The organism is Akkermansia sp. UNK.MGS-1, from assembly GCF_000980515.1.
GTDB lineage: Bacteria > Verrucomicrobiota > Verrucomicrobiia > Verrucomicrobiales > Akkermansiaceae > Akkermansia > Akkermansia muciniphila.
Map to the genome: position 1 here is coordinate 145,437 of NZ_LBCB01000001.1, position 20,462 is coordinate 165,898.

15 protein-coding genes, 1 tRNA gene and 3 pseudogenes are annotated in these 20,462 nt (G+C 54.8%); 6 read left to right on the top strand and 13 right to left on the bottom strand.

The genetic code is table 11. The annotated features are described in order from the left end of the window. Positions 1–51 precede the first annotated feature (51 nt). Positions 52–792 carry a PEP-CTERM sorting domain-containing protein gene (locus WW58_RS00615; RefSeq protein ID WP_022197433.1) on the top strand — a complete coding sequence of 247 codons (741 nt, stop codon included), beginning with the start codon at positions 52–54 and terminating at the stop codon, positions 790–792. A gap of 101 nt (positions 793–893) precedes the next feature. Here WW58_RS00615 and WW58_RS13745 read toward each other — a convergent pair. The 5 genes and pseudogenes from WW58_RS13745 to WW58_RS00645 all read right to left on the bottom strand — a co-directional run bounded on the left by WW58_RS13745 (position 894) and on the right by WW58_RS00645 (position 5,893). After that, positions 894–1,584, bottom strand: a pseudogene (locus WW58_RS13745) (GNAT family N-acetyltransferase). A 13-nt stretch (positions 1,585–1,597) separates the two neighbouring features. Next, positions 1,598–2,803, bottom strand: a complete 1,206-nt coding sequence (locus WW58_RS00625) for a formylglycine-generating enzyme family protein (protein ID WP_022197436.1) — start codon at positions 2,801–2,803, stop codon at positions 1,598–1,600. Positions 2,804–2,826: 23 nt separating this feature from the next. Further along, positions 2,827–3,573, bottom strand: coding sequence for a 3-oxoacyl-[acyl-carrier-protein] reductase (gene fabG, locus WW58_RS00630; RefSeq protein WP_022197437.1), 747 nt, complete (start codon positions 3,571–3,573; stop codon positions 2,827–2,829). 128 nt (positions 3,574–3,701) lie between these two features. After that, positions 3,702–4,040, bottom strand: coding sequence for a hypothetical protein (locus WW58_RS00635; RefSeq protein WP_046434456.1), 339 nt, complete (start codon positions 4,038–4,040; stop codon positions 3,702–3,704). 242 nt (positions 4,041–4,282) lie between these two features. Then, positions 4,283–5,893, bottom strand: a complete 1,611-nt coding sequence (locus tag WW58_RS00645) for an ABC-F family ATP-binding cassette domain-containing protein (RefSeq protein WP_022197439.1) — start codon at positions 5,891–5,893, stop codon at positions 4,283–4,285. A gap of 122 nt (positions 5,894–6,015) precedes the next feature. On the opposite strand from WW58_RS00645, the gene WW58_RS00650 reads away from it, so the two are divergent. Beyond that, positions 6,016–6,723 carry a hypothetical protein gene (locus tag WW58_RS00650; RefSeq protein ID WP_102742029.1) on the top strand — a complete coding sequence of 236 codons (708 nt, stop codon included), beginning with the start codon at positions 6,016–6,018 and terminating at the stop codon, positions 6,721–6,723. A 209-nt stretch (positions 6,724–6,932) separates the two neighbouring features. On the opposite strand, the gene WW58_RS12670 is transcribed toward WW58_RS00650, so the two are convergent. Together WW58_RS12670 and hpf are read right to left on the bottom strand one after the other, a co-directional pair. After that, entirely contained in the window at positions 6,933–7,061 is a 129-nt protein-coding gene (locus WW58_RS12670) for a hypothetical protein (RefSeq protein ID WP_012420041.1), read from the bottom strand. Between the two features lie 213 nt (positions 7,062–7,274). Then, entirely contained in the window at positions 7,275–7,868 is a 594-nt protein-coding gene (hpf, locus tag WW58_RS00655; RefSeq protein ID WP_012420042.1) for a ribosome hibernation-promoting factor, HPF/YfiA family, read from the bottom strand. 348 nt (positions 7,869–8,216) lie between these two features. Here hpf and WW58_RS00660 point away from each other — a divergent pair. Both WW58_RS00660 and WW58_RS00665 read left to right on the top strand, forming a co-directional pair. Beyond that, positions 8,217–8,293, top strand: a tRNA-Met gene (locus WW58_RS00660). Between the two features lie 47 nt (positions 8,294–8,340). Next, positions 8,341–8,790, top strand: coding sequence for a CNNM domain-containing protein (locus WW58_RS00665; protein ID WP_046434461.1), 450 nt, complete (start codon positions 8,341–8,343; stop codon positions 8,788–8,790). A gap of 100 nt (positions 8,791–8,890) precedes the next feature. On the opposite strand, the gene WW58_RS00670 is transcribed toward WW58_RS00665, so the two are convergent. The 6 genes and pseudogenes from WW58_RS00670 to WW58_RS00695 all read right to left on the bottom strand — a co-directional run bounded on the left by WW58_RS00670 (position 8,891) and on the right by WW58_RS00695 (position 14,737). Further along, positions 8,891–9,787 carry an SDR family oxidoreductase gene (locus tag WW58_RS00670; RefSeq protein ID WP_046434463.1) on the bottom strand — a complete coding sequence of 299 codons (897 nt, stop codon included), beginning with the start codon at positions 9,785–9,787 and terminating at the stop codon, positions 8,891–8,893. 182 nt (positions 9,788–9,969) lie between these two features. Further along, positions 9,970–10,506: pseudogene (locus tag WW58_RS13750) on the bottom strand (flavodoxin); the annotation flags it as partial. Between the two features lie 117 nt (positions 10,507–10,623). Further along, positions 10,624–11,256, bottom strand: a pseudogene (locus WW58_RS13755) (carboxymuconolactone decarboxylase family protein); the annotation flags it as partial. Between the two features lie 18 nt (positions 11,257–11,274). Beyond that, entirely contained in the window at positions 11,275–12,408 is a 1,134-nt protein-coding gene (locus tag WW58_RS00685) for an alpha/beta hydrolase (protein ID WP_046434465.1), read from the bottom strand. Positions 12,409–12,546: 138 nt separating this feature from the next. Further along, positions 12,547–13,518, bottom strand: a complete 972-nt coding sequence (locus WW58_RS00690; RefSeq protein ID WP_215841785.1) for an alpha/beta hydrolase — start codon at positions 13,516–13,518, stop codon at positions 12,547–12,549. 202 nt (positions 13,519–13,720) lie between these two features. Continuing rightward, entirely contained in the window at positions 13,721–14,737 is a 1,017-nt protein-coding gene (locus WW58_RS00695) for an aldo/keto reductase (protein WP_046434630.1), read from the bottom strand. Positions 14,738–14,900: 163 nt separating this feature from the next. On the opposite strand from WW58_RS00695, the gene WW58_RS00700 reads away from it, so the two are divergent. Continuing rightward, positions 14,901–15,797, top strand: a complete 897-nt coding sequence (locus WW58_RS00700) for a helix-turn-helix domain-containing protein (protein ID WP_046434469.1) — start codon at positions 14,901–14,903, stop codon at positions 15,795–15,797. Positions 15,798–16,313: 516 nt separating this feature from the next. Beyond that, positions 16,314–20,249 (top strand): TIM-barrel domain-containing protein, encoded by a 3,936-nt coding sequence (locus WW58_RS00705; protein ID WP_046434471.1) that lies wholly within the window; start codon positions 16,314–16,316, stop codon positions 20,247–20,249. Positions 20,250–20,462 lie beyond the last annotated feature (213 nt).

Genomic DNA, 20,462 nt, shown 5'->3' on the forward strand with positions numbered 1-20,462 from the left:
TTGGGGAATTCCAAATTCGCTACAAGTTGCCATCCAAAAGGAATAATAAATATGAAGAAAACACTGACACTTTTAATCGCGATGGGAAGCTTTGCTGTTTCCTCGGAGGCAGCGACCGTTTTTAATTATTACACTCCCGGTACGGATAATTACAATAGTACCATCCATGGGTTTTATCTTAGCCTGGGGTCTTCTTCCCTGGCTCCTTCCGATTCCTCTTCTCCCTCCTCCCTGTCCGGAGAGATCAGACTGGACAGTTTTACGCTGCGCGGAGCCGCCAACAATTTGGGCGCTAATGTCACTTACGGCTTCCTGGTGCTGAATGGCTCCGACAATTCGGTCATCGGCTGGAGCACCAATACGGGAACTACTGCAGCAGGGATTAATCTGACGTTCAGTTTTTCTTCCCTGGATGGTTCTCCCCTGCTTCTTGACGCGGCATTGACATACCGCTTCCTGGCCGTGAGCCAGTCCGTGATGGGCTTGATGCAGGATACGTCTAAAACGTATTTATATGCTGCGGGGGGGACAGCCGCCCCTACTGCTAACACGGAAGGAGATACCGTAACGATCAGCGGCGGATTGACTGCTCCCGGCATCCGCGGCCATTATGACGCCGAGGGAGCGCCTGGTGATTCTGTTGTTATTACGGGAGCCAACGGAACCAATACTTTCAGCTTATTATCTCCGATTTTCACGGAAATCCGAGGGGAAATGGTGCCGGAACCAGCCACGGTTTCCCTGGGCCTGCTGGGACTGGCCGCGCTGATGATGCGCCGCCGCAGGGCTTGAGCTTCCTGATGGCGAAAAATCGGCGGATGAGAGCTGTTCTTGCGGAACAGCTCTTGTTTTTTATATCCAGAGAGGAAGAATTGCTTATCCGCATGCGGGATTCATGCCCTCCGGAAGGTACGGGATTTCCGGGGGCAGGGGGCCGTATCCGGTTTTCTCCGCATGGCGGCAATTTGCTGGAAACGTTTTTGAGACGCAATACCGGAAAGCTTTTTCTTTACCGGAAAATGCCGGTCAAATTCGGCAGCGCGCTTTTCGTCCATATGGTACACGGCAGCTTCCACATAGCGGCCTTTCAGGCCGGATAGGGAACCCCTTTGCAGCGCACAGACCTGGAGGGCCGCCGCATACCTATTATCCGCCGTTCTGATGCCCAGCGTTTCCGCGGGAACGAATCCACAGTGTGAAGAGTAGTCCGGGTCGCCGTACAGGAAAATGGCACGGAAGCCCATTTCACGCGCCCGGTTCCTGGTGTAGCCGATCATCCGCCGTCCTATTCCCCGGCGCTGGTATTCCGGAAGAACGGCAATGGGCCCCATGCCCAGCACTTCATATTCTTTTCCATCGTCTGCCCTGATGACGGACGTTGCATCAACGATGTTTCCCGACGATGCGGCTGCCGTGGATGGCGACTGCATCCTGCTCCGGGATGAAGGAAGGACTGACGCGCATGATATGGAGCAGGTAATGTTCATTGCAGCCGGGGACGAAATAGTTTCAGAACGCTTCTCTCGTGACATGTTCCGTTTCGGCATGGTCTGAGGATTGTTCCGTTCTTAATGCAATGGTCATGAAAGATTGTTCTTTACGGCTCCCCCTTGGAGAAATTCCAGAGGCGGTGCATCGTCATAATGTCCGGAATGTTCATGGGGCGCACCACGCGGAACCCGATCATGCCTCCGTCCGTCAGGTACCAGATGCTTTTAGGGTTTTGAGGATCCTGACGGTTCCAGGCGGGGGTGCTGGCGCGGCGCGCAGCGCTTCTCAGGCTGTCCGGGTCGTCTTCCCACGAACCGCCGCGAACGATGTGAGGGGCGCCGGGGATGATGACCAGGGGGTCTTTCGTGGGCAAGCCGCTCCGTTTGCCGTAGGCATCCGGAACGTAAGAGTCCAAAACCCATTCCGCCACATTTCCGTGCATGTCCCGGAGTCCCCACTTATTTGGTTTTTTAGAGCCTGTTTTCTGGTAGCGGTCATTGGAATTGTTCCAGTACCAGGCGTACTGGTCCAGAGAGGCTTCCCCGTTTCCGTAAGAATAGGCGCCGGCGGAACCGGCCCGGCAGGCGTATTCCCATTCCGCCTCCGTGGGCAGGCGGTAGTAATGCCCGGTCTGGGCGCTCAGCCATTCGCAGAATTTGCTGGCGGCGTGGTGGGACATGGAGATGGCGGGCAGGCCGTGTTCATAGCCGTGGCCCATGCCCAGGTTCATGGCGGCGTAGGGGGCGGTAGGCTGCGTGACGGAGTCCCACAGTTCGTCATCCGGCTGTTCCTCCAGAAGCTGGCCGTCCTTGGCGCGCGGACGCCCGTTTTCCATGAAGGCCGTATAAAGTTCCCAGGGGATTTCCGTTTCCGAGATCCAGAAGGGGGAGATGCTCACTTTATGCTGCGGACCTTCGTCCGGTTTCCGGTGCGGCTCTTCCGCGGGACTCCCCATGAGGAACGTTCCTCCCGGTATGGCGACCATGCGCAGGGAAGCTCCCGCCGCGGGAACCGTTTCCGTGTAGGATTCAAAACGTGCCGGATTTCCGGAAGCTTCAATGAGCTGATGGATTTGGCGCGTCGTGCCGACCAGCTCCCGGGACGGCAGGTCATCCGGAATGGGAAGGGCAGGACCGGCAGCGCGGTCCAGTTCCCGTTTTTGCAGCGCGGATCGGCTTTCTCCCCACTGGCGTGCGCTGGTAATGCGCGCGGCATCTTCCGTGGCCGGGCGGGGGGAATTATTTTCTTCCCGGCACCCGGCCAGCAGGGCGCTTCCTCCCAGAAAGCAGGAAACAAGGAAAATGCCGCGCATGGAATGGTGAAAACCGGAATGCCCTACATCGTCATGCCTCCGTCGCAGGCAATGACCTGCCCGGTGATGTAACGGGCATCGTCAGAGGCAAGGAAGGCCGTCAGGGCGGCGATATCTTCCACGGAACCTTGTTCTTTCAAAGGTATTTTCTTGACGATTTCTTCCTTGAGATTGTCGGGAATGGCATTGGACATTTCCGTGGAGATGAAGCCGGGAGCAATGGCGTTGCACGTGACTTTGCGCGGAGCGAATTCCAGGGCCAGTGATTTGGTGAAGCCGATGAGGCCCGCCTTGGAAGCGGCGTAATTGGCCTGGCCGATGTTGCCGACGAGACCGATGACGGAGCTCATGTTGATGATGCGCCCGGCCGGGGATTTCATGAGAACACGCTGGAGGGCCTTGACCGTATTGAACGCGCTTTTCAGGTTGGTGTCCAGAACGGCATCCCAGTCTTCCTCCTTCATGCGGAGCATCAGGGAGTCCCGCGTGATGCCGGCGTTGTTCACCAGGATGTCAATCTGCAGGAAGTCTTTCAAAATGGCGGCCATGGTTTCCTGAACGGCCGCGTAATCCGCTACGTCGCAGGGGTAGGCCTTGCAGGAATCCGGAAATTCCTTGTTGATTTCTTCTGCGGCTCCCCCGCAGCTGGATGGACTGCGGCTGATCAGGATGACCCTGGCTCCTTCCGAAGCGAAGCGGCGCGCGACGGCATTGCCGATTCCGCGGCCCGCGCCGGTAACGATGGCTGTTTTACCTGCTAACTTTTGCATGCTGCCCACAGTAAACCCGTTTTTCACGGTTCCGGCAAGCTTGAAATGGACCTGGCCGCGCAGGACCCCATATGGGGAAAGGGCGGGCCGGGAATGAAAAAAGGGGGAGAAACGGGGTGAGGGGGAGGCTACTGTCCGGCCTCTTCATTTTCCCGGATTGCATTGGGGGGCGCCCCGTCTTCATCCGGTTCTACCAGGCCGCTGAATTCATCCGAATTTTCCAAAATGTCCTTTAAGGCGGCGGAACCGTAATAACGGGCCTCAAACGGGCGTTTGCCTTCCTGCCTGCAGCGGTTGTCCAGCATTTCCATTCGTTTTTTCATTTTTTCTATCAAGGCGTCTTCTTTCTCCTTTTCCGCATCGTTCAATTTATCCTGAAGCTGGAGGAAATGCCGGATGTCCTTCTGAATGTCCTGCGGCGTTTTGACGGCGTTGTCCGCGCTTTCCTTGTCCTGAACGCCTGCCAACGTCTGCTGGATATTGATGGCAAAGGAAAAGGCCTGGTTGATCAGGGATTCCGCGGAAGGAATTTTTTCCGCCGGAGCCGCTGCTGTGGGGAAGCCGTTCCGGCGGCCGTTTCACCAAATGCAAGAGAGGCTCCGGACAGAAGCGCAGAATATAAGAGAGGAACAAGAAAAGCCTTCATCCTGTTCTTTTGAGGCAGGATGAAATCCACGGCAAGGAAAAAGGGGAAACTGAAAAAAGAGCCTTATTCCGCCGTGATGCCGCCTTTTTCATCGTCCAGAATGCCTGACTTTTCCAGATAGTAGTCATATCCGCCTGCGTAGGCGGTGATGGTCCCCCGGTTCACATGCAGGGTTTTTTGTGCCAGGGAACGGATGAAGTGCACATCGTGGGAGATGAAGACCAGTGTTCCTTCATAATGCTTCAGAGCCTGCACCAGGGCTTCTACGGACAAAAGGTCCAGGTGGGTGGTCGGCTCGTCCATCAGCAGGAGGTTGGGCGGATCCACTAGGAATTTGACCAGGCTGAGCCGCGATTTTTCCCCGCCGGAAAGAACGCTGACGCGTTTTTCCACATCCAGCCTCCGGAACAGGAAGGAACCCAGGATGGAACGCGCTTCTTCCTCCCGGATTTCAGCGCTGCATTTCATGATTTCCTCCAGCACGGTATTTTCCGGATTCAGGTTTTCCGTTCGCGCCTGGGAGAAGTAGCCGATGCGCGTCGTGGTACCGGGAGTGCGTTGTCCGGAGTCAATGGGGATGATGCCCGCCAGGATTTTGAGAAGAGTGGATTTGCCCGCGCCGTTCGGACCTACAAGAACAGTGCGCTCCCCGCGTTCCACCAGCAGGTCCAGGTTTTCATAAACCCTGCGGTCGCCATAGGATTGGCAGACTTTTTCCAGCTCAATGACTTTCTGGGTGCTGCGCGGAGGCTGGGGGAAGTTGAATTTAAATACCTTCCTGCGGGCTACCGGTTTTTGAATGATTTTCATCTTTTCCAGCTGCTTGATGCGGCTCTGGACTTGCCCGGCTTTGGAATTGATGGAGCGGAAACGGTCAATAAATTCCTGAATGTGCGCTATTTCCTTCTGCTGGTTGCGGTAGGCCGCCTGAAGCTGCTCGAAGCGCACGTCCTTTTGTTGGAGGAAGTCCGAGTAATTGCCTCGGTATTCCACCAGTTCTTCGTTGTCGATGTCGTACACGCTTTCCACCAGCTCATCCATGAAATCCCGGTCGTGGGAAATCATCAGGATGGCTCCGGGGTAGTTTTTCAGGTATCGCTGGAGCCACAGCAGGGACAGGAGGTCCAGGTGGTTGGTAGGTTCGTCCAGCATCAGGAGGTCCGGCTCCAGGACAAGGAGCTTGGCCAGGTACGCGCGCATGATCCAGCCGCCGGACATTTCCCGGGCGGGGCGATGGAAGTCGCTTTCCCGAAAGGCCAGCCCTTTGAGAATTTTCTTGGCTTTGGGCTCCAGCTGGTAACCGTTGGCGGCGTTGAAAGTGTCAATGGCTTCCGCGTATTCCGGCGTATCCGTTTTGTTGGCGTTTTCCGCCGTCCGGATGGTGTGGATGGCCTGTTCCATTTCCGGCGTGATGCCCAGGGCGATTTCCAGAACGGTTTCATCCTTCGGTTCGCTGGCTTCCTGGGGAAGATAGCCCACGATGGCGTATTCATCCATGCTGATGGAGCCTTCGTCCGGCGTGTCTTCTCCCAGAATCATGCGGAACAGGGTGGATTTGCCTGCTCCGTTGGGGCCAACCAGAGCCACCCGTTCCCCCCAGTTAATGGTCATTTCCGTTTCCCTGAACAAGGTCCGTCCGGCGTGGGATTTTGTGAGATTTTTGATCGTCAGCATGGTGAAGAGAGGATGTATTCTACCGGGATGGAAAGGGGAAGGCAAGAGCCGTCAGGGCGGAGGCTGGCATTTTTGAAAGCTTTACTGGATTTTTACGCGTAGTCTGCTAGCCTTGGCGCGCCATGCCGACCACGCAGACATTCAGGCTTTTGCTTGCTGCCGCCCTTTTGTGCGGATGGAGTTCCTGCTGTACTCCTCCGGCGGAGGATTATATACAACAAACTTACGTGCAGCAGCAAATGTCCGGGCTGGCTAATGCCTTCCTGGCGCTGCTGCCGCCGGATCAGGCCTCTCTTCCCGCTGCCGGAGCGGAGGCCAGGTGGCTGGCGGACACGGCCGTGGTCCAGTCCGCAGCGATTGCCCGGGACAACAGGACTGTGCTGTTTGGCTGGCTGAACAATATTCTGGTCAATTCCAACCTGCGCGACAGGGGGCTGTGCTGGCAGGTCCAGCAGGATTTGTACCGGGACCTGCGCCGCCGCCCCGTGAAGTATTTCCGCATAGGGCTGACGATTCGAGACCGTGGAACGGGCAGGGAGCACAGTTGCGTGTATGTCAATGCCGCGGGGAAGGGATTGCAGGGCTCCATTGTTCTGGATGCCTGGAAGAACTGCGGGCATCTGGTGACGCTGACCCAGAAGGACCGGGAAGGCGGCAAATGGGAGGAGGACTGGCGGGAACCATTTGTTTCCAAGGCCTTTCCGGAGGGCCATTCCTACGGCATGGAACATCACCTGGTCTGGCCCGGGTGGGCCAGGAAACGCCCCATTCTGGTTCAGCGGATATTCCAGTCCGATCAGCAGAATGAGGCGAAGGCGGCCGCTGAATAAAGGGGAAGCCTGATCCGGCAGGAACCGGCACACGGTGCTGCGCCGCGGCGGTTTGCGGTATCCGCCGTTTTTAAGGAAAATCCCGGCGAATCGGCAAATGGCGGAGGGAATCCGGACTCAGGGCAAATAAAAACGCACTCAGTGCGTACACCGAGTGCGGATTAATTGGATAATTTGCTAGTGTTGCAGGGCAAAACCCCGCTGCAAACTTACTTGCCCTTGGCCTGCACAACCGGAGCGGGAGCAGGAGCGGTGGTTTGCTGTTGCTGCTGCTGCTGGGAGCAGGAAGCGACCAGGCAAGCGGCGCCGGCGATGGCGAGGATAGCGATGTTCTTCATAATTCGAATTAAATACAGTGTTTGTTAACTACTGGAACCTCCGCATCCACGGAGGTTTGCTGGCACCAATGTAAATGGTGGCAAGTAGAAATCAAGAGATTTTCTTGTTCCATGTCACGGCATTACAGAAAAGAGCAGGACCCCCGGTTTCTGAAGTCCTGCTCTTTTTGATGCGTTATGGAAAACGGATTGTTTCAAAACCGTTTTTTGCGCTTACAGGCTGCTCCCAAGCTCAATGATAGAGTAGTCCCCGTCCGGCCTCCGGTATACGATCTGGAGCACGTCTCGCCGCGCATTCCTGTAGAGTACGAATGGCTTATCGGAAAGTTCCAGTTCCATGATGGCTTCTTCCTTGTAAAGCTTTTTGAGATTGTAGCTTTCTCTGTGAATGAGCAGGGGTTCCGGGTCTTCCGGGGAATCTCCTGGGTAATCCAGCACGGAATCGTCATATACCGTTTCATCCAGCTTGCGGATAGTTTCCTGGTGATGGGGACGGAAATTCTTCATCAGGCGCGTTTTGTGCTTGCGCATGCGGCGCATGATTTTGGTGATCGTCTCATCAATGCAGGCGTACATGTCCGTCCCTTCCGTGGACGCGTCAATGGTGATATGATCCGAGCAGAACAGGATTACCTGAGAAATCTTGCGGTCGCGTTGCACATCAAGCAGTACTTTAACCTCCATAATGCGCGGGAAATCCAGGCGGATCCCCTCAATTTTTTTCGTTACGAATTCCCGAATCGCGTCTGTGACTTCCACGTGGCGCCCCGTGATCGTAATGGGTGTGTTTACGTTTACCTTTTGCATTGTCGTACCTCTTTCTAGTTGATGTTAATGCGCGGACCCCGTCCGCACCTTTCAAGATATACAGATTTGACAATGTTTGTCGAGGAATCCTTTCTTTTTTTCGCGTGCGGGGAAAGGCACTTTTCTGTTTCCGTTTCCATATGCCGGACCTGGGCGGCTCTCCTACCTGTTGTGAGCCAATCAATCGGGGAGCGGCCGTTTCCGTTTATCGCTTTCCGTCGTCTTCGGAATACGTTTGAACGTCTTTGTCATACAATTGCGGGTATAAAAAAATTATTTGAAAGTACTTGACATGCTGCGGAAATGCCTTATAACAGTTGCGCACTCCTCTACAGATGCTCTCTAAATCGCGGGATGGAGCAGCCAGGTAGCTCGTCAGGCTCATAACCTGAAGGTCGCAGGTTCAAATCCTGCTCCCGTAACCATTTGAAAACCCTGCAAGTTCATTGCTTGCAGGGTTTTTTCGTTACGAATGGAAAAGCATCCGGAGGGTATTGGGAGTCTGTTGTTTCCGGGAGCTTTTGTATTCGGGGAACTGATGCCCAAGAGAGTTGGAATGTGTGCTCCGGAAGTAATTTCCAAACTGGCGGCTGTGCCGGTGAAAGCCTTTTCTTGTGCTGCAGCCCCCTTCGTATGGGTGCTTTCCAAAAGCATAGTTTTCGCATGCAATTTGCTGGGCGTCAGTAATACGACTGACAGGGTGACGGAAGAGGAAATCCGCCTGATGATTCAGGAAAATGCCCGGGATGGGGATGTGCAGGATGTGGAACGTATATTTAATTTCGGTGACCGGAATTTGGAGTCCATCATAACTTCGCGGGGGGATATTGCATGGCTGGATGCCAAGATGACGGAACAGCCGTGCGGTCAGGGGCAGAGGCCCGTTATCCGTTTTGGTCCTTATTATAAATGGGTAACATGAGAAACGTCGCCAGCAATGTGGCTGGTCGTTTTTTTCATGTTGTTTTGTGCTTATGATCTACGGTGTTTTCCTTTTGATGCTGCGTTGATTTCAGTAAGCTTCATTTTATGCTTTGCCTGCCGTTTTCGATTGTCTGAGAGGTTTTCTCTTTTGAATCGTGCGGTTTCAACGGACCGTAGAAATAGGAGGCGGAGGCTCCCCCGTCAATCAGGAAGTCCGCGCCGGTGATGAAAGCCCCCTTGCCGCCCATCAGCAATTCCGCTACATGGGCTATTTCATCCGCCGTACCGGGTCTTCCTGCAGGGCACTTCGCAAACATGTTTTTGTAAAAATCACCTCTGGGACCGTTGAATTCATCGATTGCCAGAGGGGTGACTACAATGCCCGGGGAAATGGAGTTGATGCGTGCGCCTTTGGCACCCCATTTGACGGCTTCCGCCATGACACGCTTGACGTTGCAGCGTTTCGCCATCTGGTAGGCATGCAGAGTGTCCTTGATATTCCCGGGTTGGAGGAGTTCGAGGTTCAGCAATTCCTCTGTTGGAGTCATGGCCAGTTGTTCGTCCTGTTCGGCAGTCAGAGCGGGCATGCGGTGACCGGATTGGCTGGAGATAGTTACTCCCGAGCCGCCGGGGCAAATAACTTTCCCCACCTCTTCCAGCAATACGGCGGTTCCGTAGAGATCCACTTTAAGAATGGTTTCAACGGATGCCTGGCTGGGGGAAACCCCCGCTGCATTGACGAGCATGGAAATATTGCCGTACCTCTGTGCTTCTGCAATCAAATGCAGGATGGAGTCCCGGGAAGAGAGATCCATCTCTAAGGGGATGGTGTCAAATCCGGCCTGATTCATCGTCCGGGCAATGGCATGCGCGTTCCCGATATTTTTGTCGCCAATGACGATTTTCATACCGCTTCCTATTCTGCGGGCAATGGCCATGCCGATTTGCCCGGCTCCCGTCAATATCATGACTTTTTTGGATAGACGTTGTTCCATGGGCTATGAAATCAGTTGAAATGACCGGTTTTTATTCCTAGCCATATGTTATGTTCCTCTAGCCGGACGGTATGGCCCTCCCGCAAAAAGGGCAATGCAAAAACGGCCATAGGTGATGGTATTGCAAAATGGGTCATATGGATTGAAAAACTGAGGGGGGGATGAAAGAGCCCAGGCAAAAGTCATGGCAGCATGCCGATTCTTTTCAGCCATGTTTTGACGCCTGCGGCATTGCCCGGCATGTCAATCCCCTCATCATCGGCACGTCCGGGAGTTGTAATATCTCCTGGGTCAAGGTCTTCTGGAAGAGTTGACGGAATGTGCCGGGAATGGGGCGTAAGCCTGTAAATTTGTTGCATGGATTCGTTTAAATAAGTAGTCGCGTCATAAGTAAAGAAGGGAATGAGCGTTTTCCCTTTCAGGTCAAATGCCTCTAAAAAGGTGCAAATCACCATGGCAGGCTGATGCCACCAGATTGGAGAGCCGACGAAGATAGTATCATATTTCGCCATCAGGGAGGCTTCAGGCAAGTTAGCGACCTTTGGGCGCAGGTTTTCATAAGCTTCTTTTTTGACACGGTCGCTGTCGCGGTAAGGGTCGGCATTGTAGGCCTCGGCGGCTTCAATCCGGTAGAGATCCGCTCCGGTCAGTTTCGCAATTTGTTCCGCCACCGCTTTGGTATTGCCCGTTGCGGAGAAATAAACAACCAGCGGTTTTCCCGCATCTTGTCCGGTTCTGCGGACAACAGGCAGCCCTTTTGCCTGCAACAGCGTGTTCAGCTCTTTCCGGACTGCATCTGCTTCCCCGGGGCCGATGTTCCTGGACACGATATCAAGCAGCTGGTGCAGCTGTGCGGGTGTTATGCCCAGATTCAGGCAGATGCCCATGTGAGAGCGGGCCATTGGTTCCACACCGCCTATGGCCGCGAGGATGGATACGGTAGCCAATTCGCGTTCATCATAGGTCAGAACGTCCCGTTCAAAAATATCTGCAAAAAGGTGTTCTTTCAGGAAACGTTCCATGACCGGGGCAAATTCGGCATAGGCAGCTTTCGGTGCATTGACGGGAATGCCGGAGATTTCCGCAAGAATGGCGCACCCGCGATCGTAGCGGCTGCGCTTGTCCTTTGTGGGGCAGGCATCTTGTCCCGGGGCATCGGCTATGCCTCGGGACTTTCTTTTATCCAGCACGGAGATGAATGTCTGCAACCCCCTCAGGCTTCGCGGAAACCCGCAATAGGCGTAGGAATGCACTAAAACTTCCCGGATTTCATTTATCGTCAATCCACTGTCCAAGGCGGCATTCAGGGCCGGCTGCAGCTGATGCAAATCCCCTCTGCCGGTATAGGCGGCAATGGTGATGATGTGTTTCTGCCTGGAGGTCAATTCCTGGCTGGAAAGGGCGGAATTTGCCGCCAGAGCCAGCACGCACGACATCAGGCAGAACAGGACAGACGATAAAAGTTTCATGAACCTGGGAGAGCAGTTTTACAGGTTTTTCCCGAAGAATTCCGCCAGCTTTCCGACAGCCTGATCCACGTATTCCGGCACGTAGTAGGTCTTGATATGCGTGGCGCCCGGAATGAGGAACAATTCCTTGTTGAGGGTTCCCGTGGCGCGGCTGTAGCATTGTTCCGTCATGTAGAAGGTGTCGGCTCTGCTGCCCGCCATCATCAGCAGGGGCTGGTTAATCAGGTGCATACCTTCGCTCGCGTCAAAGGCAAAGAGGTCCATCAGGCTGCTTTTGGTATAGCGGAAGGTGGAATTGGGGTGGGCGTGGCTTTGCAGATAATAGTCGTAGCCGTCCCGGTAGAGGTCAAAGGGCAGTTGGGCCGCCTGTTCCGGCGTTACTCCTTTCATGTCTCCCACGTATTCCGGCTGACCGCCTTCCGCTTCGCGCTGGCGGGCGGCGCAGGCGTCGGCAAGGCGTTCCTGCACGCTGTTGATCTGCGAGTCGAGAAACCCGTTGCGCCGGATCAAGCCGGTGTTGAACATGCTGAGCGTGGCGACTGCCTTGAAACGCTTGTCCGTCTGTGCGGTTTTCAGGGTGTAGCCTCCTCCGCCGCAAATGCCCAGGATGCCCAGACGGGAGGCGTCCGCTCCGGGATATTGCAGCAGGATGTCTGCGGCGCGGCGGATGTCTTCCATGCGGTTGGCGGGTTTGTCCGTATTGCGGGGAGTCCCTCCGCTGGCCCCCTGGTAGGCCGCGTCAAATGCCAGGCAGATGTAGCCCTGTTCCGCCATGCGCTGGCTGTAAAGTCCGGCCACCTGCTCCTTCACGCCGCCGTTGGGATGCGCCACGACAAGGGCGGGGTATTTTTTCGAGGCATCATATCCGGCGGGCGTATAAACATGGGCGGCAATTTGCAGTCCGTTCAGCATATAGGTGATTGGATGGATGTTGACGCGGCCTTCCATGTTTTCCGTGACGGCTCCCCGGTAAACCAGCCCCCAGGGATTGGCGTTGTGGCTTTTAATGCTTTTTGCTTCCGTAAATGGGGATTGGCGGGCTGGGGCTGTTGAAACGACCGGAGAATCATTTGTGTTCATTTGCTGCGCATTTAACTGGTGGTTGAAGGAAATCAGGGAAAGGGCTATTGAAATAATGGCGTTTGTTTTCATGGCATGTACTTTGCTTTCTCAAGCAGTTTCCATTCTATCATGAAAGGCTCTCTTCCCGTCGATAGACGGATTACAGGTTTTGCTACCATGATTACAGATGGCGGACGCAGAAAGTAAATGTGCGGGGGAGTGTGCCTGTCACCTGTCAAGTTTGTTCTGCCGGAGCCAGGCGGCCATATGGTCGGCAATGATGTTATTGTTTTTATCGGACATCAGAAAATGCGTATTTCCCCGGATGCCGATTTTGGGCAGTTCCACCAGAGCAGCATGGCCGCCATGCCTGTTGACGGCCTCCACAAATTTGCGTCCCATTTGCAGACGTACGCGCCAGTTTTCCCCTCCAAGCTTATCGGTGACGTTTTCAGGAATATAATCTCCGAAGTAGAGGATGATGGGGATTTGGGTGAGCTTGTTGAATTCCTCCGGCGGAACGGCGATCCCCTTCATCGTGCCGGTGAGGCTGGGCATGTCTTCGGGAACCTCCCCTTCCGGGAAGACGTAGGTGCCCGGTTCCAGGGAAATGATGCCGCGCACTTCCGGGTTGCGGATGGCCGTCAGCCAGCCGGGGAATCCCCCTGCGGAGTGAGTGACCAGGATGCCCTTGCCCACGCGCTTGAAGAGGGCGCTCAGGGCATCGAGTTCTTTTGTCATATCGTGCGTGCCGATATCGGGTGTCATTTGTCGGAAAAACTGATCCAGGGAATCCTTGTCCGTAGGGAACTGTACTCCCGGGTTGAATGCGGGCCATTCGCCGATCCGGAAGATGTCGAACCAGAACTGCTCGTCGGCAAGCGGCCTGATGGCGGTTTCCGCCGTCGTTCTGCCCGCCCGTCCCCGTCCTGGGAGGTCAACCAGGTAGGTGGCGTATCTTTTGCGCAGGAACATGTCATTAAAGCCCTCCCGTCCGTCCGGTGTTGTCTGCCAGCACCGGGCGGACTGTCCATAGCCATGAATGAAGATTAGAGGAAGCATGCGGGCATCGGCCGGTATCTGGAAGTCCACGGCGGCGTGGTCGGCGTGGTAACTCTGGCCGGCTTCAACTGCTTGCCCCCAGCCGGGAAAACGGCTGTTGTCATATGTTCCCGGGCGTTGCAGAATGTTCCCGCCCACGGCAAAACTGCCCTGCCTTGCAATAAGCAGGGGGGCTTGTTCCGCAGCTGGAACAGGGGGGGGCCTCCCGCCTGAATCATGGCCGGAGGCGTGAATATCGATAAGAAAAAGGCAGGGAGGATTAACCGGTTTTTTTTCATCATTTCATGAAGGAGACTGAGTTGTCATGCTTTTGCAAGGGAGGAAAAGCGTGATTTGTTGATTAATGGGTTGATGATTTTTCTGTGATGGGACTTCCTCCAAATACGTCGGACATGTTCATAAAGGAGAGAGCTGCGTCGATCTGCCGGACTTCATCCGCGGATAGTATTACATGGGCTGCCTCTGCGTTTTCTTTCAGTCTGGAGAACTTTCGTGTTCCCGGAATGGGAACGATCCAGGACTTTTTGCAGAGCATCCACGCCAGGGAAATTTGTGCCGGAGTGGCCTGTTTTTCTTCCGCCAGATTATGGAGCAGGAGGAAGAGATCCTTGTTGGCGTCAAAGCTTTCCGGTCTGAACTGAGGCATGGAGCTGCGGTAGTCCGTCCCCGGCTCAAACGTGGAATTTAGGTTGTAGCGGCCGGAGAGCAGGCCGTTGGCCAGGGGGGAGAACGCTACAAAGCCGATGCCCAGTTCTTCCAGTACGGGAAAAAGGGATTCATGATAGCGCGCCATCATGGAATAACGGTTCTGGATGGCGGTGACCGGACATGTTACGTGCGCGCGCCGTATGGCTTCCTCCGTTGCTTCGGAAATACCCCAATGCGCGATTTTGCCTTCACGGATCAACTCCTGCATGACGCCCGCCACTTCCTCCGGCGGTACGGAATCATCCATGCGGTGCTGGTAATACAGGCCGATGCGTTCTACTCCCAGCCTTTTAAGGGAACTTTCCACGGATTGGCGGATTGTGCCGGGGCGGGAATCGGTGATCAGCGGGTATGGTCCGGGGCCTGCCGTGCCGCTGAAACGGATTCCGAATTTGGTCGCAATAACGATCCTGTCCCGGTAGGGCGCCAGCGCTTTCCCCAGCAGTTCTTCGTTGTCGTGGGGGTGTCCGGGCGTTCCGTACACTTCCGCCGTATCAAAGAATGTATATCCCATATCCACGGCCCGGGACAGGAGTTCCGCCATTTCCTTTTTGTCTGCGGGCGCTCCGTAGGCATGGCTCATTCCCATGCAGCCCAGGCCTATGGCTGAAACCTTCAGGCCGCTTTTGCCCAGCTCCCTGCATGGCATGTTTTGCCCGTTAATTGTTTTCATGCTTGCAAGACTACCATAGGATTTCTATTTTTTCCGATAGACGGATTACAGGTTTTGCTACCATGATTACAGGTTCCCGGAATGAGCTGGATAGCCGGCTCCCTTCCTGCTATGCTCCGGTCAAAAGCAGAGAAAGGGCATGGGCATTATTCTGAACATGGATTCCGTAGGGGACTACAACTCCTTTTTGGGGCAGGAAACGCTGCACCCGCTGGTCAGCGTCGTTGATTTTTCCAGGGTCCCGCCGCTGCGGCATGCCCGCAAGGCTTACGGGTTCTATGCCGTTTTCCTGAAAGACCTGAAATGCGGAGACCTGCGGTACGGAAGACATTATTATGATTACCAGGAGGGAACTCTTGTCTTCGTATCTCCCGGCCAGGTGCTGGGCAATGATGACAACGGGGAATATTTCCGGGTAGAGGGCCATGCCCTCCTGTTCCATCCCGATTTGCTCCGCGGCACCTCCCTGGGACGCAGGATGAAGGACTATACCTTTTTTTCCTATGACGCTTCCGAGTCCCTCCATATGTCGGAGAGGGAAAGGAATTTATTCCTGAACGGCCTGACGGAGATCCGGGAGGAACTGGAACGGGGCGTTGACCGGCATACCAAGTCCATCGTGACAGCCAACATCGAAGTTCTCCTGAACCACTGCATGCGTTTTTACGACCGCCAGTTCATTACCCGCGAGAATGTGAACAGGGATGTGCTGACGGAGTTCGAACGTCTGCTGGATTCCTACTTCGAGGGAGACAAGCCTCAGGAATGGGGTCTGCCCTATGTGCAGTATTTCGCGGATGAACTGCATCTCTCCGCCAACTATTTCGGTGATCTCGTCAAGAAAGAGACGGGAAAAACTCCCCAGGAGCATATCCATATCAAGCTGGTGGACAAAGCCAAGGAGCTCCTTTGCGCCACCAATAAATCCGTTAGTGAAATCGCCTATGAACTGGGGTTCAAGTATCCCCATCACCTGAGCCGCATGTTCAAGAAGAATACGGGATATTCCCCGAGCGAGTTCAGGTTGTCGGCGTGACGCCCGCTCCCTGTCGCCGGACAGCCTGCGGCATTCTGTCTGGAGCGGAACGGTTCGTTCCGGATTGATAGCCGGGCCAGGAATACAGAAAATAATCTTCTGTTCCGAACGGCAATAAACAGGAATGCATCTTTTTTCAGCTGTTCTGTTGTCCGCGGTATTCCTATTGGCACATGCAGGCAGTTTCCGGTGCCTAGGGAATGTATTGCCGGGGGTACAATAATGGCTTCAGCCTGCCGGATTCATATTACGGTTTTATGCCGTGGAGAAGAAATAACGTCATCTTGGAAAGGCAACCTTTTATGAACAGGTATTTTATGAACGTGTGGAGCGATCGTGCGCCGTTACTGCCGTCTTTGGCCTTGTTACGGTTGCGGACAAAGGGTATGGTGCGGCAAGATAACCTGCGCCATTAGACGGCATGATGAATGAAAGCGGTCTGCTGCCCTTCAGGAGACGACCGTTTGCATTCTTCCCGCAACGCCGTTCCGCTGAATAATATAAAACACTACAATAATGGGAAACTCAATAGACCATGGCATGTTCCGGAAGTCCGTCCTGCTGGCTTTCGGATTGTCCATTTCCTTCTCGGGCTTCGCGCTTGCCGCATCGGAAGAACCGGTTTCGGAGCAACAGGCCCAGGCCGTTGAAGGCGCCAGAAAAATCAATCCTGCCGCCGTGGAAGTGTTGCTTGACAACAACCGCCGGATGACGCTCGATTTTTACGGAGACAATGTTTTTCGGATTTTCCGGGATGACAGAGGCGGTATTATCCGAGATCCCAAGGCGGAACCGGAAGCCCGCATTCTGGCGGACAGTCCCCGGAGGCCGGTTTCCCGGCTGGATGTGGACCAGCAGGGCGATGCGGTTGTCATCACTACGGGGAAGGTCAGGATTGAGATAAATAAAAAGACCTCTCTTTTCAAGGTGATCAATCTGAAGGATCATTCCGTGGTGGTGGAGCAGGCGTCCCCCGTGCTTTTTGGAAAGGGCAAAACCAGCTTTTCCCTGAAGGCGAAGCCGGACGAATATTTTTACGGCGGCGGCGTACAGAACGGCCGTTTTTCCCACAAGGGAAAGGTCATTTCCATAGAAAACCAGAACAGCTGGACGGATGGCGGCGTGGCTTCCCCCACTCCCTTTTACTGGTCCACCGGCGGGTACGGCGTCATGTGGCATACCTTCAAGAAAGGGCAGTATGATTTCGGTTCCAGGGAAGAGAATCTGGTGAACCTCTCGCATGATGAAAATTATCTGGATGTCTTTTTCATGGTCAGCGACGGGCCGGTCAGCCTTTTGAGGGATTTCTACCAGCTTACCGGCGCTCCCGTTCTGCTGCCCAAGTTCGCCTTTTACCAGGGCCACCTGAACGCCTATAACCGGGATTACTGGAAGGAAGATGAAAAAGGCATCCTGTTTGAGGACGGGAAACGGTACAAGGAAAGCCAGAAGGATAACGGAGGCATTAAGGAATCCCTGAACGGGGAATTGAATAATTACCAGTTTTCCGGCCGCGCCGTCGTGGACCGTTACAAGGCCCATGACATGCCGCTGGGATGGCTTCTGCCGAACGACGGCTACGGAGCCGGGTACGGCCAGACGGATACCCTGGACGGCAATATTGCGAATTTGAAGAGCCTGGCGGACTACGCCAGGAAAAACGGCGTGGAAATCGGTTTGTGGACCCAGTCCGACCTGCATCCCAAGCCGGAAATCAGCGCTTTGCTCCAGCGCGATATCGTGAAGGAAGTGCGGGACGCCGGAGTGCGCGTGCTGAAGACGGACGTCGCCTGGGTAGGCGCGGGCTATTCCTTCGGTCTGAACGGTATTACGGACGTAGCCCAGATCATGACTTACTACGGGAATAACAGCCGCCCGTTCATTATTTCCCTGGACGGCTGGGCCGGAACCCAGCGGTATGCCGGCATTTGGTCGGGCGACCAGACGGGCGGCGTCTGGGAGTATATCCGTTTCCATATTCCCACCTACATCGGCTCCGGCCTTTCCGGGCAGCCCAATATCTGTTCGGACATGGACGGCATTTTCGGCGGAAAGAACCCGTTGGTGAACGTCCGCGATTTCCAGTGGAAAACGTTCACCCCCATGGAGCTGAACATGGACGGCTGGGGAGCCAATGAGAAGTATCCCCATGCTTTCGGGGAACCTTACACCTCCATCAACCGATGGTACCTCAAGCTCAAGTCGGAACTGCTTCCGTACGCTTACAGCATTGCGGAGGAATCAGTTTCCGGCCTGCCCATGATCCGGGCCATGTTCCTGGAATATCCCAATCCCTACACGCTGGGCAAAGCGACGCAGTACCAGTTCCTCTACGGCCCTTACTTCCTGGTGGCGCCCGTTTACCAGGAAACCAGGGCGGATAAGGAGGGGAATGACGTCCGCCATGGCATTTACCTGCCGGAAGGGCAGTGGATTGATTATTTCACCGGGGATTTGTATGAGGGCGGCAAGATTTACAATGATGTTGATGCTCCTTTGTGGAAGTTGCCCGTGTTCGTTAAAAACGGCGCGATCATCCCTATGGCGAACCCGAGCAACAATGTCTCGGAAATCAATCCCAATCTGCGCATTTACGAACTTTATCCGCACGGCAGCACCTCCTTTACCACGTATGACGACGATGGCGTGACGGAGGAATACAGAACCGGCAGGGGCGTCCGCACTCTGGTGGAGTCCAGGGTGGACGGCAAAAACAACGTGACCGTCACTGTTCATCCGGCGGTGGGGGATTTCGACGGTTTCCAGAAAAAGAAGGCCACGGAATTCCGCATCAATGTGACGCAGAAGCCGTCCGGGGTTTCCGCCAAAATTGGGGAAAACAGCATCAACCTGGCGGAAGCGAATTCCCTGGAGGATTTCAAATCCAGGGAGAATGTTTATTTTTATGACCGGGCTCCCAACCTGAACAGGTTCGCAACGAAAGGCAGCGATTTTGAAAAAAAGGTGATCGCCGGGAATCCGCAATTGCTGGTGAAGCTGGCCGCAGCAGATATCACGGCGGCCCCTACGGTGCTTTCCGTGGAAGGGTTCCGGTTTGAACCGGCTGAAAAGTATCGCCTTTCTTCCGGAGCCCTGACCGCTCCCGCCAATGCCGCGGTGACGGAGGAAAACGCGGCGGCCTATACCCTGAAGCCTACGTGGGACGCCGTCCCGAACGCCGATTTTTATGAAATCGAGTTTGGAGGAATGCTGTACACCACCATCAAGGGAACGGAATTCCTGTTTGAGGATTTGGAGGCCGAGACTCCTTATTCCTTCAAGGTGCGGGCCGCCAACCGGGACGGCCATTCCGCGTGGACGGCCGTCAGCGCGAAGACGAAAGCCAATCCGCTTGAGTTCGCCATTCCGGGAATCGAAGGTGAAACGAGCGTGGAAAACCAGGGCAGCTCCCTGGCGAAGCTGTTTGATTTCAAGGAAAAGGATGTGTGGCACACGAAGCATGATGCGAAGGCTGTTCCGTTTGACCTGGTCATGGACCTGAAAACGATTAACAGGCTTGAGAAGTTTCATTACGTTCCCCGCGAGGACGGCGGCAACGGAACGCTGCTGAAAGGCGCTGTTTATTACAGCATGGACCGGGAGAACTGGACGAAGGCAGGAACATTCCAGTGGGATAAAAATGGAGACGTGAAGATATTCGGCTTCAAGGATGCTCCCACGGCGCGCTATATCAAGCTTCATGTCACGGAAAGCGCGGGTGATTACGGCTCCGGCAGGGAAATCTACGTTTTCAAGGTTCCGGGTACGGAAAGCTATTTGCCGGGCGATATCAACAACGACGGCAAGATTGACCGGAATGACCTGACTTCCTACATCAACTATACGGGCCTGCGGAAAGGCGATTCCGACTTTGAAGGCTACATCAGTAACGGGGACATCAACAAGAATGGCCTTATTGACGCTTACGATATTTCCGTGGTAGCCACCCAGCTGGAAGACGAAGCCGACCAGCCGCAGGAAGAAGCCGACAAGAAAGATGAGGAAGAGGATAAGGCGGTAGGGGACGACGAGAAGAAAAAAGCCGCCGAGGAGGCAAAGAAGAAAGTCCGCGTGGACGGAACGCTTTTGCTTAGTGCGGATAAGAAAAGGTATTCCAGGGGAGACGCCGTCAAGGTGTCCGTAAAGGGCCGGAACCTCCGGCTGGTGAATGCCCTGAGCTTCGCTCTTCCGTATGACCCCAAGGATTTGGAATTCGTGGGCGTGGAGGTGAAGAACATGAAGAACATGGAGAACCTGACGAACGACAGGCTTCATACGAACGGGACCAAGGCCCTGTATCCCACCTTCGTCAACATCGGAGACAAAGAGCCTGTGGAAGGAACCTCCGAACTGTTTGTGCTGAAATTCAAGGCTCGTCGCGACATGAAGTTCCAGCCGAAGCTCACGGACGGCATAGTGGTGGATAAAAAGCTGAACACCAAAAAATTGTAATTTAACATCCTGATACGGCTCCATGCCCGGCCAAACGGCGGCCGCGCATGGAGCTTGCCGTTCCGGCGGAGTATTTCCGCAGTATTCATCGCTGTGGAGCGGTGTTCTTCCGCGTGTTTCGGAAAATCCGGACGGAGCGGCGACGCGGAAATATTTTCCTGCCTCGCGTTTCCGGCGGAGCGTGATGCAATGGGGCTATCTTAACAGGCGGAT

Coding starts and splice junctions, on each gene's coding strand:
- WW58_RS00615 (WP_022197433.1), top strand. CDS start 52: ATGAAGAAAACACTGACACTTTTAATCGCGATGGGAAGCTTTGCTGTT.
- WW58_RS00700 (WP_046434469.1), top strand. CDS start 14,901: ATGGGCATTATTCTGAACATGGATTCCGTAGGGGACTACAACTCCTTT.
- WW58_RS00695 (WP_046434630.1), bottom strand. CDS start 14,737: ATGCCATGCAGGGAGCTGGGCAAAAGCGGCCTGAAGGTTTCAGCCATA.
- WW58_RS00645 (WP_022197439.1), bottom strand. CDS start 5,893: ATGCTGACGATCAAAAATCTCACAAAATCCCACGCCGGACGGACCTTG.
- WW58_RS00650 (WP_102742029.1), top strand. CDS start 6,016: ATGCCGACCACGCAGACATTCAGGCTTTTGCTTGCTGCCGCCCTTTTG.
- hpf (WP_012420042.1), bottom strand. CDS start 7,868: ATGCAAAAGGTAAACGTAAACACACCCATTACGATCACGGGGCGCCAC.
- WW58_RS00685 (WP_046434465.1), bottom strand. CDS start 12,408: ATGAAAACAAACGCCATTATTTCAATAGCCCTTTCCCTGATTTCCTTC.
- WW58_RS12670 (WP_012420041.1), bottom strand. CDS start 7,061: ATGAAGAACATCGCTATCCTCGCCATCGCCGGCGCCGCTTGCCTGGTC.
- fabG (WP_022197437.1), bottom strand. CDS start 3,573: ATGCAAAAGTTAGCAGGTAAAACAGCCATCGTTACCGGCGCGGGCCGC.
- WW58_RS00705 (WP_046434471.1), top strand. CDS start 16,314: ATGGGAAACTCAATAGACCATGGCATGTTCCGGAAGTCCGTCCTGCTG.
- WW58_RS00625 (WP_022197436.1), bottom strand. CDS start 2,803: ATGCGCGGCATTTTCCTTGTTTCCTGCTTTCTGGGAGGAAGCGCCCTG.
- WW58_RS00670 (WP_046434463.1), bottom strand. CDS start 9,787: ATGGAACAACGTCTATCCAAAAAAGTCATGATATTGACGGGAGCCGGG.
- WW58_RS00665 (WP_046434461.1), top strand. CDS start 8,341: ATGGAAAAGCATCCGGAGGGTATTGGGAGTCTGTTGTTTCCGGGAGCT.